This window comes from Aquirufa regiilacus, assembly GCF_032470275.1.
Taxonomy (GTDB): domain Bacteria; phylum Bacteroidota; class Bacteroidia; order Cytophagales; family Spirosomataceae; genus Aquirufa; species Aquirufa regiilacus.
Map to the genome: position 1 here is coordinate 52,835 of NZ_JAVNWW010000002.1, position 13,905 is coordinate 66,739.

Sequence of the window (13,905 nt, forward strand, 5' to 3'; positions counted from 1 at the left end):
CTTTTTGTTGTTTTGGTCATAACGTGAGAGTATATACGATTCATTATCTTGCCTTATGAAAAAATATGCAGCAAGACTCCGGAAGATTCGAATTTCTCACGAGTATAGCCAGGAGTATGTGGCATTGAAATTGGGTATGTCAAATTCGGCGTATTCCAAATTAGAGCAAGGCAGGACGGAAATGACCTTAACGCGTTTGGTACAGATGTCTGAAATTTTGCAATTCAATTTGTCTCAATTTTTTGATGAGGAGCCCGAAATGGAAGTTGCGGAGTCGGTCTACGCGGGCTATGGTTTTGTGACACGCGGGGAATTTATCCAGCATGTTGATAAATTACATTTATTGGAGCGACAATTAAGCAAGATCCTTTCCCAACTGCCGCAATAATTCCTACCTTTGTGCCTTAAATCATTCGATATGTTACAAAGGCCGCGTAGAAATCGTCAGAGTGCAGTCATTCGTGATATGGTGGAGGAGACTCGCCTGTCGGTGAAGGACATGTTATTTCCCTTGTTTGTTCAGTCGGGAACGGGTAAGCAAACGGCAATTGCATCCATGCCGGGAATTAATCGCTATTCTGTTGATTTGTTGTTGAAGGAAATTGATGCATGTGCCAATTTAGGCATTCGTTCGTTTGCTTTATTTCCTCAGGTGGAGGAGTCTTTCAAGGACTCAATTGCATCTGAAAGTCACCGAAAAGGCTCTTTGTATTTAGATGCTATTCATGCGGTTTCGAGCCGTTTTCCAGAGATTTCATTGTTGACCGACGTTGCCATGGACCCTTACAGTTCCGATGGTCACGACGGGATTGTGAAAGACGGTCAAATTTTAAATGATGAAACCTTGCCGGTGCTTGCCAAAATGGCGATTGCACAAGCGCAAGCTGGCTCTCGTTTGATCGGTCCGTCGGACATGATGGATGGTCGTGTCGGGTATTTGCGTGAGGCATTGGATGGCGCGGGATTCTCAAATGTGGGCATCATGGCGTACACGGCTAAATATGCCTCTGCATTTTATGGTCCGTTCCGCGATGCGCTGGAGTCGGCACCTAAATTTGGCGATAAGAAAACATATCAAATGAATCCTGCGAATCGTCGGGAAGCCTTGATTGAATTGGAATTAGATGAGGCGGAAGGAGCTGATTTCTTGATGGTCAAACCCGCTTTGGCCTATTTGGATATCATTGCTTTGTTGCGTGAAAATAGTCATTTACCTATCGCAGCTTACAACGTGTCTGGCGAATATGCCATGATTAAGGCGGCCGCTCAAAATGGCTGGTTGGACGGCGAGAAGGCGATGTTGGAAAGTTTATTATCGATTAAACGGGCGGGTGCGCAGGTGATTCTGACGTATTTTGCCAAAGAATTTGCTCAATTAAATCAAGCGTAATATGTCAACCGATCGCTACATGCAACGGGGAGTTTCGGCTTCTAAAGAAGATGTTCACAAGGCCATTGCCAACTTAGATAAAGGTTTGTTTCCACAGGCATTTTGCAAGATTTCCCCGGATATTTTGGGTGGAGATGCGGATTATTGCAACATCATGCATGCCGATGGGGCAGGGACGAAGTCGTCTTTGGCTTATTTGTATTGGAAGGAAACGGGGGATATTTCGGTTTGGAGAGGTATTGCGCAAGATGCGGTTGTGATGAACACCGATGATTTGATTTGTGTCGGTGCGACGGATCAAATGTTGCTTTCGAGTACGATTGGTCGGAACAAGAACTTGATTCCGGGCGAAGTGATCGCGGAGATTATTAATGGTACCGAAGAGGTGTTGGAGATGTTGCGGGAGAATGGTTTGGGAATTTACAGCACAGGAGGAGAGACGGCAGATGTGGGTGATTTGGTGCGGACGATTATTGTGGATAGCACGGTAATAGGTCGAATGAAGCGTTGCGATGTTATTTCGAATGGCAATATTCAGGCGGGTGATGTGATTGTTGGCCTAGCTTCAGATGGCCAAGCGACCTATGAAAGAACGTATAATGGTGGGATGGGTAGCAATGGATTGACTTCCGCACGCCATGATGTGTTGGGCAATTACCTAGCTGGAAAATATCCAGAGAGTTTTGATCCATCCGTTCCTTCGGATTTGGTTTATTCGGGATCACGCGCCTTGACGGAAGCGGTTCCGGGCACACCGTTGAATGTGGGCCAATTAATTTTATCGCCAACGCGTACCTATGCGCCCGTGATTAAGGCGATTTTGGGTGCCATGCGCGCACAGATACATGGGATGGTTCATTGTTCTGGTGGAGCTCAGACGAAAGTGATGCATTTTGTGGAGGGGGTTCATGTGATTAAGGACAATTTATTTCCGATTCCTCCGCTGTTTGATTTGATTCAAAAGGAGAGTGGAACAAGTTTCCAGGAGATGTATAAAGTGTTCAACATGGGTCACCGGATGGAGCTTTATGTGGCACCTGAGTTTGCCGAGGAGATTATCCAAATTTCGCAATCATTTGGTATTCCGGCACAGATTGTGGGACGTGTGGAGGCCGCTCCTGCGAAGAAATTGACCATAAAAAGTACTTATGGAGAATTTATTTACGAATAAGGCTTTGCTTTATAGTAAATACTTTTTATATTTGCGACCCCATTTAAAAGGCTTTGTAAAGGTAACGACCTGGCCTCGTGGGATTGTTTCACTTAAATACATATAAAATGTACGCAATCGTAGAAATTGCCGGGCAGCAATTTAAAGTAGAAAAAGACCGTACCGTATACACTCACCGTTTGGCGGGTTCGGTAGGCGCTGCACTGGTTATCGACAAGGTATTACTTGTTGACAATGACGGAAAGATTTCCGTAGGAGCACCCACAGTAGCTGGTGCGACTGTTCAAGCTAAAATCGTAGCACACGTTCGTGGCGAAAAGGTTTTAGTATTCAAAAAGAAACGTAGAAAGTCTTACCAAAAAATGAATGGACACCGTCAAGATTTGACGCAAGTGTTAATCGAAGGTATCTCAGTTAAATAATTGAACATTAGCGTTTTATACGCATAAAATAAAAAAACATGGCACATAAGAAAGGCGCCGGATCGTCGAAAAACGGGCGCGAGTCACATAGTAAACGCTTAGGCGTTAAGTTATTTGGAGGCCAAGCAGTTATCGCGGGGAACATCATTGTTCGTCAACGTGGAACAGCGCACAACCCAGGTGAAAATGTTGGTCTAGGAAAAGATCATACATTATTTGCTTTAGCGGATGGTGTCGTAGCATTCAAAAAAGGATTTAAAGGTCGTTCATTTGTGCACGTATTGCCAGCAGTGGCAGCAGCAGCACCAGCGGCTCCTGTAGCGAAGAAAGCTCCGGCGAAAAAAGCAGCTCCAGCAGTGGAAGCGGCTCCAGTAGCAGAGGTTGCGGTAGAAGCAGCTCCTAAAGCGAAAAAAGCTCCAGCAAAGAAAAAAGAAGCTGCAGCTGAGTAATCATCTGTAGAATTTTGAGAAGACCTGATACGAAAGTGTCAGGTTTTTTTTATTTTTCGAAACCTTAATGGCTGTTCGGCTGTTTAGCGACTATAACTCCACTTTATGCTTACCTCGACAGTTACCATTTATACAGAATCTACGCCCAATCCGCATTCGATGAAATTCGTTTTTAATGTGGAATTATTGCCGGAGGGCATGTCTTTCGACTATACCCAACCCGCAGATGGCTTGACCAAAGAAAAAAATTCTCCATTAGCAGTCGCATTATTTGGCTTTGAATTTGTTCGTCGGGTCTTCATTACCAACAACTTCATCACATTGACCAAAACGGAAAATGCTGCTTGGGAGGATGAATTGTTCGGGATTAAGCAATACTTAAAGAAATATTTCGCCGAGAAACAACCTGTTTTCTCTTTACCTGCCTCGGAATTTGCCGAAGAAGGGGAATCTTCAGATTCAGAAATTATCACCCAAATCAAGCAAGTTTTGGAGGAATATGTGAAACCTGCTGTAGAATCAGATGGTGGAGCGATTACTTTTCATTCATTCGATGAATCGACGGGTCAAATGAAGGTTTTGTTGCAAGGATCTTGTTCGGGTTGCCCTTCGTCTCAAATGACGCTTAAAGCGGGGATTGAGACCTTGATGACACGAATGGTGCCTGCAGTGAAAGAGGTTGTCGCAGAAGGCGTTTAAATAAGTTTATTGGACAATATAGCCCTGGCTTAATCGTTGGAGCTTGGCGTAGACGCTGCCGGGGTCGCAGACCCCGGCAGCGTCACCTTTTCACTTCCACTTCCCGGAAAAACCTTTCTGCCTAACAAACTGATTATTTCCCGCCTCCTGGCGGCGTAAAGGGCATAATGATTCTCATTGTTATCAAGTTGTTGATAAACTGCCTACCCCAATCCCATAAATTTTTCTAATTATAAAAACGAGAGAACTTCGTCCAAGTTTTCGATCTCACGAAAGTTGTCATGTTCTACCGGATGGCTCACCATCTCGTGCGCCCAGGTCGTATGAAATGGAATATGTACCCCATGTCCGCCAAGCTCTAACACCGGCAAAATGTCTGATTTTAACGAGTTGCCGATCATCATAAATTGCGCGGGAGCAATGTCTAAATGACGGATTAATTTTTGATAATCTTCGGGCTTTTTGTCCGACATGATTTCAATGTGATGGAAATATTTAGCTAAACCTGATTTCTTTAACTTTCGCTCTTGATCGAGCAAATCTCCCTTGGTAGCTACTACCAGGCGGTATTTTGTGGAAAGTGCTTCTAAGACCGCCTCGACATGTGGTAGAATTTCAATCGGTCTATCGAGTAATTCTTTCCCGATTTCCAAGATTTGTTGGGTTCCTTCGGCCGACAAATGACCATCCGTAATTCGAATAGCAGTCTCGATCATGGATAACATAAAACCTTTTACCCCATAGCCATAAAGCGCCAGGTTATCCATCTCGGTTTTGAATAATTCTTGTTGGGTTTGATGCAAAGGCAAATAGTCTTCAAACAAGGCAGCAAAGGCCTCTTCACTCTCGCGAAAATAGGGTTCATTTACCCACAAGGTGTCATCCGCGTCAAATGCGATTACCAACATATTGATATACTTTTTTCGAATATAAAGCGTTCGGGGAGTAACGCTGCCGGGGTCTGAAGACCCCGGCAGCGTTTACCCGCCAACACACCAATTAAAACGATTTTGCAATCGTGATGAAGTCCGCCGCGATCAACGAAGCACCCCCGATCAATCCGCCATCCACATCTGGACCCGCGAAAATCTCTTGTGCGTTTTTCGCATTACAAGACCCACCATATAAAATCGAGCAATCATCTGCTACGCTTGCGCCATATTTGGCAGCAATGTGAACACGCAAATGTGCATGCATTTCTTGTGCTTGACCTGCCGAAGCCGTTAAGCCCGTTCCAATCGCCCAAATAGGCTCATAGGCAATCACAACTTTAGCAAATTCCTCTGCCGATAAATGAAATAAACTAGCCGTTAATTGATCCGCTACATAAGCTAAAAATTCTCCGCCTTCACGTAATTGTAAACTCTCTCCGCAGCAGAAAATCGGTGTGATACCATTCGCTAATGCCGCATCCACTTTGGCAGCTAATTGCTCATTCGACTCCGCGAAATATTCGCGACGCTCCGAGTGACCAATCAATACGTAAGGAATCGCAGCTGATGCCAATTGCACCGCCGAAATCTCCCCCGTATACGCGCCTGATGCTTTTTCGTGGCAGTTTTGTGCCGCAACAGCTAAATTATCAATGCCCTCAACAACCTGAGAAACACCTGTCAAATACAAGGCCGGCGTCGCCATAATCACTTGTACATCTGCCGGAACCTCCGACTTCACTAATTGTGCTACTTCAGTAGCCAACACGAATGCCTCAGCAGCCGTCTTATTCATTTTCCAGTTTCCAGCAACAATTTTTTTTCTCATACGTTCATCTTATTAAGCTCCAAAAATACAATTCCTTTCCCGCTTACGAAAATCCAAGCAAAAAAATCCCAAAGATTCCGTATTTTCACAATCCATTACCTCCTTTTACCCATGATCAAACGCATTCTTCTTGCCTTGTTATTCATCGCCTCAGGCAAATCCGCATACAGCCAAACCGACCTTTTCCCCCACACCAAATCGAAATGGGTGGATTCGGTCATGAAAAGCCTAACGGTCGACCAAAAAATCGGCCAAGTGCTTATGCCGCGCGGGAACACGAATGCGACCTATGACACGGCCCGACTCTACGACATCGTACGCAATTACCACGTTGGCGGATTCGTGCTATTTGCCGGTTACCCGACGAATCAAGCGCGCTTGGTCAACAAATTACAAGCCATGTCCAAAGTACCCATGTTCATTGGCATGGATTTGGAATGGGGGCTAAACATGCGCTTGGACTCAACGGTTCGCTACCCTTACCAAATGACGCTCGGCGCGATACAAGGTAATGACGCGCTCATCGAGAAAATGGGCTTCCAAATTGCCCAACAATGCAAGCGCATGGGGGTGCATATCAATTATGCACCGGTGGTCGACGTGAATAATAATCCCAACAACCCAGTCATCAACTTCCGCTCTTTCGGGGAAAACCGCGATGCGGTTACAAATAAATCCCTTGCCTACATGCGGGGGCTTCAAAAAGGCGGAATTATCACCTCTGCCAAACATTTTCCCGGGCATGGCGACACAGGTGTCGACTCCCATTATGACATTCCGGTGTTGACGCATAGCCGCAACCGATTGGATTCTTTGGAGCTTTTTCCTTACCGCGAATTAATCAAAAAAGGCCTTCAGGGGGTCATGGTAGGTCATTTAAGCATACCTGCGCTGGACACCACAGCCATGCTCGCATCGACGATGTCGAAACCCATTGTGACAGGCTTATTGCGTGATTCACTGAAATTTGAAGGCCTCGTTTTTACCGATGCCATGGACATGAAAGGTGCCACCAAAATGTTTCCCGAAGGACAGGCGAATGTGAAAGCTTTCCTGGCCGGTAATGATATTTTAGAAACCTTTGTCGATGTTCCTGCCGCATTTAATGCGATCAAAAAAGCCTTAACGGAAGGAGAAATTACCGAAGCGGAACTTGATAAACGCGTTCGTCGCATTCTGAATGCCAAAGCTTGGGCGGGCCTTGATCACTACCAACCTACCGAAATCAAAAACTTAATCGAAGAGCTCAATCCCCTGCAGGCGGATTTACTCAAACGCACGCTCGCAGAGAAATCGGCGACGGTGTTAAAAAACCCGTTCGATTTAATTCCTTTGCGCCGTTTGGATACCTTGAAAATTGCCACGCTGGCAATCGGTAAAGCTAATTATGGGGGCGTATTTCCGACAGAATTCCAGAAGTTGGCCCAAAATTACGTCGAGATGGAGCATTTCTATTTGGATGAATTGAGCGCAGATTCGAGCATTGTCAAGGTAGAAAATGCCTTGAAAAACTACGATGTCGTCTTGATGGGTTTGCATGGAATTTCTTACCGACCGGTTAATAATTATGCGATCAAAGCCCCAATTCAAGCACTCGTTAAACGTTTTGCTACACCGAAAACGATCTTATCCTATTTCGCCAATCCATTTACCTTGAAGTCTTTTGAGAATTTAAAGAATTTGGGTGGATTGGTATTGACATATCAGGATGGGGTGGCCCAACAAGAAGCGGCGGCATCCTTGATTTTTGGCGGTATCTCGGCGGAAGGAAAAATGCCTGTTAGCGCCTCGGCAGATTATCCAGCGGGGATGGGGATTTTAACTCCGAGTTTAGGTCGTTTGCAATACAATGTGCTACCGGAGGCTGTGGGAATTTCTGGGCAATATTTGAATAAGCACGTCGATTCTTTGGCACAAAAAGCCATCGATATCAAAGGTGCTCCGGGTGTCGTGGTGTTGATTGCCAAAGAGGGCAAGGTGATTTACCACAAGGCTTTTGGTAGCCAAACCTATGAATCGAAAGAGCCGCTGAAGAAGTCGGATATCTTCGATTTGGCATCGATTACCAAAATTTCTACCTCGATTCCAGCCTTGATGAAATGGCAGGACCAAGGAAAATTCACCTTGGAAACAACGATGGGCGAACTGATTCCAGAATTCGCCCAAAGCAACAAGAAGGATTTGAAGTTTTTGGACATATTGACCCACCAAGCTCGATTGCGTGCCTGGATTCCTTTTTGGCAAGATTACATTGATAGCACCGACATGATTGTGCATAGCAAAAAGTTTAACCAGCTTTTCGCCAAAAACGGCATGCAATACTCGTTCTTAGAAAAGTATTTAACGAAGGCGGCAGGAGAAGAACGTATCAAAAAAATCATTCGTACACAGAAGAATCTTTGGGATTCCTGTGTGGACATTAAGTCGGAAGTGACGCGCTGGAAACCCAGAACGCTTTCCTACGCTTCCTCGGAAGAATATCCGATTCAAGTCGCACCGAACCTTTGGGCGCATCGTAGCATCAGTGCACAACTAACGGATGCGATTAAAAATTCGGCATTGCGGGAGAAAAAGGAATATGTGTATTCGGATTTGTCTTACTATTTATTGCCCCAAATCGCACCGCGTATCACGGGCAAAACGTGGACAAATTACCTTTCAGAGACATTTTACAAGCCTTTAGGTGCGAGCACCTTGGTGTATCAGGCCGAGAAGTATTTTCCCTTAGCGCGTATTGTTCCTACTGAATATGACTCTCTATTCCGCAAGACTTTGATTCATGGCAAAGTGCATGATGAAGGGGCTGCTTTATTGGACGGTATTAGCGGTCATGCGGGCTTGTTTGGGAATGCCAATGACCTCGCGAAATTGATGCAGATGTATTTGCAAAATGGGTATTATGGAGGCCAACAATTTATCGAGGAAAAGACGGTTAAGCAATGGACCGCTTACCCATTCTCGGTGGACGAAAATTCCCGTCGGGGAGTTGGTTTCGATAAACCAGATCGCAAGAAACCGGGTATCTCCGCGGCGGCATCAGCGAGTGCTGCAAGCTTCGGTCATTCCGGTTTTACGGGAACGTATACCTGGGTAGACCCGACGCAGGATTTGGTTTATGTATTCTTATCAAATCGCGTTTATCCAACACGAAATAATAGTAAAATATCGGATGCCAACATTCGCACGGGCATTAACGAAGTGATCTATCAGGCGATTAAAAAAGGAAATTAATGCGCATTCTCATCACCGGCGGGTCGGGTTTTATTGGGCAAGAACTACAGGCATATTTACATGCGCTGGGTCACCAAACGCGTATTTTATCTCGTCAAGGGGGTTGGGATATTGACAAAGCTTATTTAGCTCCCGATGCGCTGGATAACATCGATGCGATCGTGCATTTAGCCGGTGCTGGGATTGCCGATAAACGTTGGTCGGCGGACCGGAAAAAGGAATTAATTCATTCGCGCGTGGCCTCAACGAAGCTATTAGCTGATGCCTTAAAAACCCGAAAACACCAGGTTCACACCTTTGTATCTGCTTCTGCCATTGGTTTTTATGGCGCGGATTCTGGGGATGTACTTTGTACGGAAACAACGCCTGCTGGCCAAGATTTCTTGAGTGCTTGTACTGTAGCCTGGGAAAATGCGGTGGATGAAATTCAAGGTTTGCGCGTGGTGAAATTGCGTATCGGTTTAGTTTTGGGAGCAAATGGGGGTATATTCCCCGTATTGGCCCGACCGATTCGTTGGTTTGCGGGTGTCATTTTAGGCAAGGGTACACAAGGTCAATCTTGGATACATATTCAAGACCTGGTCAAAATGTTCGCATGTGTGTTGACGGAGGATCATGCAACAGGTGTTTATAATGCGGTGGCGCCACATCCCGTGACGCATGCAGAGATGTCAAAACAGATTGCGGCGGCCTATCACAGGCCCATTTGGTGGCCCAAAGTACCGGCATGGGCTTTGCGCTTGGTGCTGGGAGAAATGGCCGTTTTGGTTACGGGTGGAAATTTTGTTTCCTCCGAGAAAATACAAAAAGACTTACAATTTACGTTTACCTATACGCGCCTTGCGGAGGCGTTAAAACAACTCATACATGTCTAAAACGATTCTAGTTTATTGCGGCTCATCGAAAGGCCATAATCCGATTTACGAAGCAGAGGCGAAAGCATTGATGCAGGCTTTTAAGAAGTACGATTGCAAATTGATTTTTGGTGCAGGAAGTGTGGGTATCATGGGTGTTTTGGCGGATGAGTATTTACGTTTGGGCGGACATGTGATTGGGGTGATTCCTTCGTTTATGGAGCCTTGGGAGGTAAAGCACAAGGGAATTCAGGAGTGTTATGTGACGGAAACGATGCATAGTCGGAAACAGAAAATGGCCGAGTTGGCGGATGGCGTGATTGCCTTGCCTGGTGGATTCGGAACCTTAGATGAGTTGTTTGAGATGTTGACGTGGAAGCAATTGGATTTACACCAAATGCCCATTTCTGTGCTCAATACGAATGGCTATTACGATCATTTAATGGCGCAATTGCAACATATGGTGGATGAAGGATTTTTGAAATCGCCTAATTTAGAAGCTTTGCAGGTAGAGACAAATCCGGCGGTTTTGGTGGATTACATCATGGGCTACGAGCCGGAGAAAATGGAGAAAAAATGGATTTATCGCGGCTAGTTTGCGTTTTTTTATTGGTGTCTTTTATGGGTTTCGGGCAGCAAAAGCCGGAAAACCTAGGCACTGCTGTGAACTCGGAATATGCTGAACTGAATCCGGTGATGGCGCCTGATGGCAAGACGCTTTATTTCGGCCGAAAGAGTCATCCCTCCAATCGGTTTGGGACACAGGGTTCAGAGACCGTTTCGGGATCTCAGGATATTTGGTACAGCGAACGTGTGGGGGATGTTTGGAGTACGGCGCGCCGTATGCCGGATGTCTTGAATCGCGATCAATACAATACGATTTTATCGATTTCCCCGGATGGCCAAACCATGTTGTTGAAGGGGGCCTACATCAATGGGGTCTATGAATCGCGCGGTTTTTCCTTGTCCAAAAAGCAATTAAGCGGCTGGTCGATACCCGAGAAAATCAACATTCCGGGCTATGAAAAGTTGAGTCGGGGCAAGAATGAATACGCCTATTTGTCCATGGATGGCAAGGCCTTGTTATTGGCTTTTGCGGAGAAAAAGAATAGCGACCGCGATGATCTGTATGTCAGCTTATTGGGCGATTCGGGCTGGTCGAGGCCCGATAATTTGGGGGATGGCATCAATACGGAATTTTCGGAAACGACGCCATTTTTGGCGGCGGATGGTCGGACCTTGTATTTCTCGTCGGACAGACCCGGCGGTCAGGGATCCCAAGATATTTACATGACGAAGCGATTGGGGAATGGTTGGACATCTTGGCGCAAGCCTGTGAACATCGGCCCGCCGGTGAATACGAGTGCTTACGATGCCTATTATACCTTGGCTGCCAAAGGTGATTTTGCCTATTTTTTATCCACAAGCGAGTCGGGGAAAAAGGATATTTTTCGGATTGCGATTGCAGAGGAGCCTGTTGCTGAGGAAGTTGCGGAGGCGAAACCGATTATTCAGCAAGATGTGAAATCAAGTCCGCGGATTGCTTCATCGGAGAATTCGGAGGCGGTTGTTTTGCTTTCGGGGAAAGTGAGCGATGTGAAGGGGAAGGTGCCAACGGGCGCTTCGGTGAGTTATGAGGATTTGAAGACGGGCAAGATCATTGGTCAAGCGACACCGGATCCGGGCACGGGGCAATATAAATTGGTCTTGCCTTACGGCACAAATTACGGAATTACGGCGAAGGCGGACGGCTTTTTGCCGAGTTCGTTGAATTTGGATTTGAGCAAAATGCGGGGTCGTTATTTGGAATTGGATGGGCGTGATTTAGCGATGGCGCCGATTGCCAAAGGAAGTACCGTGACGGTGAACAATTTGTTTTTCGAGTTGAACAAGGCCACGTTAACGGCGGAGTCGGAGCCTGAATTAAAACGCATGGTTCAGGTGATGCTGGATAATGTTTCTTTGCGTATCGAGATTAGTGGACACACGGATAATACGGGTACCGATGTGATTAATGATGCCTTGTCGCAAGCGCGTGCGGATGCGGTGAAAATCTATTTATTGAATGCCGGCATTCCGACGGGACGCATACAGTCTAAGGGTTATGGATCTAAGAAACCGAAGGTGTCGAATGATACGGAGGAAGGTAGAGCGCAGAATAGACGGGTGGAGTTTTCGATTTTGTAGTGGACAGTCGCTAGTCACTAGTCGCTAGTCGTCAGTCCGGAGTCCGAAGGGGATATTCCCATAAAGGTTCTTTTTATAGCCCCAGACTTTAGTCTGGGGATCCCTAGGCTAAAGCCCAGGGTTATAAGTTGACAGTGGTCAGTCCGGAGTCCGAAGGGGATATTCCCATAAAGGTTTTTTTTATAGCCCCAGACTTTAGTCTGGGGGTTCCTAGGCTAAAGCCTGGGGTTATAAGTTGACAGTGGTCAGTGGACAGTTGACAGTGGACAGTCCGGAGTCAGAAGGGAGTATTTCCGAAAAGGTTCATTTTATAGCCCCAGACTTTAGTCTGGGGATCCCTAGGCTAAAGCCCAGGGTTATAAGTTGACAGTGGTCAGTGGACAGTTGACAGTGGTCAGTCCGGAGTCAGAAGGGGATATTCCCATAAAGGTTCTTTTTATAGCCCCAGACTTTAGTCTGGGGGTTCCTAGGCTAAAGCCCAGGGTTATCAATCTCAGTCGCAAGTCGTTGGTGGTCTGTCTTGAACAGAAACCTCTTCACTCTTAATTCTTACCTCTCTACTTACCTCCTCTCCATATATTCTCCTGGCGAACAGCCCATTTCCGACTGAAATGCAGAGTAAAAGCTGGAGCGGGAAGAGAATCCCGCCATTTGGCCTATTCCCTCTAAACTCAGATGAATGGCGTCTTCCGATTGCATCAGTTGTTTTGCGTATTCAATGCGCAATGAAGTCTTCAGTTTGGGAAAGCTTTGTTTATACAGGTCGCGCAGACAATAGGATATATGATGCTGGGGTGCTTTCATGGCAGCCGCTAAGTCGCTAATGGAAAATTCGGGATTTAAATACGGTTTTTCCGTTTCTAAATAGTCGCTTATTTGGTCTCTGAGTTCAAGGAAGGGATTGTCCTCCTCGTCCTCATCAATTTCGGGGAGTACTTGCTTGTTGGCCTCCGTTTTTCTAACCGTTTTCTCCGTCGGGGTATGGTAAACAGGAAATCCATAGAGAATTTGTGGAAACACGAGGAGCGATGCCGAAAGAAGCAAAAACATAATTCCACCCAGGTTATGTACGAGACTCAAAGCGCCATAGGTTTCCTTCGGTGATTTTTGAATGAAATCAGCCGTAATCAAAGCAAATGCAATAAGCAGGATGATTAAGGCAATGAAAAACATGTTCAGCCAGCGATAGGTCAATAAATACTGTTGGGTCGGAATCGATTTCTTCACCTTGGGTTTGTATTTCCAAATCTTGTAATAACTAAACAACGTGTAAATCATGAGAGACGTTACGCGCATGATGTAATTCACGGAAATGGGAAAAATGAAATTTACGCCGACGTGCTTGAGTTGGTCTAAATCGGCCAAAATCATTTTTGCATACTCTATTTTAACGTCAAAAGGGGTAAAATAATACGGGATATTACCTATAAAAACGATGATGGCTGGAATAAAATGCAGGTAATCTTTGGGGCTTAATATATAGGTATCTCGTATAATTCCGCGAATATAAAAGTAGAGTAATGGGCCCGCCAGCAACATGAAGGGCGAAAAGTGTCCATAGAATAATGCCAACATGATTGGGGAATTTCCAAACACCGAAAAGTAATGCGTAAGGCTGTACAATGAAATAATGAACAAAAACAGGCCCAAATAAATGGTATTTTTATTCTCTTTCCAGTTGAAGAATATTAAAATTAAGGAAATGAATAGGCTTAACAGCGCATTGAATAGAAACATAATT

Annotated in this window: 12 protein-coding genes and 1 pseudogene; 10 read left to right on the plus strand and 3 right to left on the minus strand. The window is 45.6% G+C overall.

Translation table 11 applies throughout. The annotated features are described in order from the left end of the window. The first annotated feature begins 55 nt into the window (after positions 1-55). The 6 genes and pseudogenes from PQG45_RS06185 to PQG45_RS06210 all read left to right on the plus strand — a co-directional run bounded on the left by PQG45_RS06185 (position 56) and on the right by PQG45_RS06210 (position 4,131). Positions 56-388, plus strand: a complete 333-nt coding sequence (locus PQG45_RS06185) for a helix-turn-helix domain-containing protein (RefSeq protein ID WP_316070479.1) — start codon at positions 56-58, stop codon at positions 386-388. Positions 389-418: 30 nt separating this feature from the next. Then, positions 419-1,390 (plus strand): porphobilinogen synthase, encoded by a 972-nt coding sequence (hemB, locus tag PQG45_RS06190; RefSeq protein ID WP_315574597.1) that lies wholly within the window; start codon positions 419-421, stop codon positions 1,388-1,390. A gap of 1 nt (position 1,391) precedes the next feature. Next, the gene (locus PQG45_RS06195; RefSeq protein WP_315574599.1) at positions 1,392-2,561 is read left to right on the plus strand and encodes an AIR synthase related protein; all 1,170 of its coding nucleotides are present in this window, start codon (positions 1,392-1,394) and stop codon (positions 2,559-2,561) included. Between the two features lie 107 nt (positions 2,562-2,668). Next, on the plus strand, positions 2,669-2,983 hold the full coding sequence (gene rplU / locus PQG45_RS06200) for a 50S ribosomal protein L21 (protein WP_315574601.1): 315 nt from the start codon (positions 2,669-2,671) through the stop codon (positions 2,981-2,983). A gap of 38 nt (positions 2,984-3,021) precedes the next feature. After that, a pseudogene (rpmA, locus tag PQG45_RS06205) lies at positions 3,022-3,279 on the plus strand (50S ribosomal protein L27); the annotation flags it as partial. A gap of 258 nt (positions 3,280-3,537) precedes the next feature. Further along, the gene (locus tag PQG45_RS06210) at positions 3,538-4,131 is read left to right on the plus strand and encodes a NifU family protein (RefSeq protein ID WP_315574603.1); all 594 of its coding nucleotides are present in this window, start codon (positions 3,538-3,540) and stop codon (positions 4,129-4,131) included. A gap of 230 nt (positions 4,132-4,361) precedes the next feature. On the opposite strand, the gene PQG45_RS06215 is transcribed toward PQG45_RS06210, so the two are convergent. Continuing rightward, complete coding sequence (locus tag PQG45_RS06215; protein ID WP_315574604.1) at positions 4,362-5,039, minus strand: HAD family hydrolase; 678 nt, start codon at positions 5,037-5,039, stop codon at positions 4,362-4,364. Between the two features lie 91 nt (positions 5,040-5,130). Then, complete coding sequence (tpiA, locus tag PQG45_RS06220) at positions 5,131-5,892, minus strand: triose-phosphate isomerase (protein ID WP_316070480.1); 762 nt, start codon at positions 5,890-5,892, stop codon at positions 5,131-5,133. Between the two features lie 111 nt (positions 5,893-6,003). Here tpiA and PQG45_RS06225 point away from each other — a divergent pair, with 111 nt between their 5' ends. Genes PQG45_RS06225 through PQG45_RS06240 form a run of 4 tightly spaced genes read left to right on the plus strand, consistent with a single transcriptional unit; the run spans position 6,004 to position 12,164 of the window. After that, positions 6,004-9,123, plus strand: coding sequence for a glycoside hydrolase family 3 N-terminal domain-containing protein (locus tag PQG45_RS06225; RefSeq protein WP_316070481.1), 3,120 nt, complete (start codon positions 6,004-6,006; stop codon positions 9,121-9,123). Next, a complete protein-coding gene (locus tag PQG45_RS06230; RefSeq protein WP_316070482.1) occupies positions 9,123-9,998 on the plus strand; it encodes a TIGR01777 family oxidoreductase in 876 nt (291 codons plus the stop codon). The genes PQG45_RS06225 and PQG45_RS06230 overlap by 1 nt, the downstream gene beginning before the upstream one ends. After that, complete coding sequence (locus PQG45_RS06235) at positions 9,991-10,572, plus strand: LOG family protein (protein WP_315574612.1); 582 nt, start codon at positions 9,991-9,993, stop codon at positions 10,570-10,572. The genes PQG45_RS06230 and PQG45_RS06235 overlap by 8 nt, the downstream gene beginning before the upstream one ends. A 26-nt stretch (positions 10,573-10,598) precedes the next feature. After that, on the plus strand, positions 10,599-12,164 hold the full coding sequence (locus PQG45_RS06240) for an OmpA family protein (protein WP_316070483.1): 1,566 nt from the start codon (positions 10,599-10,601) through the stop codon (positions 12,162-12,164). 561 nt (positions 12,165-12,725) lie between these two features. Here PQG45_RS06240 and PQG45_RS06245 read toward each other — a convergent pair. Further along, complete coding sequence (locus PQG45_RS06245; RefSeq protein WP_316070484.1) at positions 12,726-13,901, minus strand: helix-turn-helix domain-containing protein; 1,176 nt, start codon at positions 13,899-13,901, stop codon at positions 12,726-12,728. Positions 13,902-13,905: the final 4 nt, after the last annotated feature.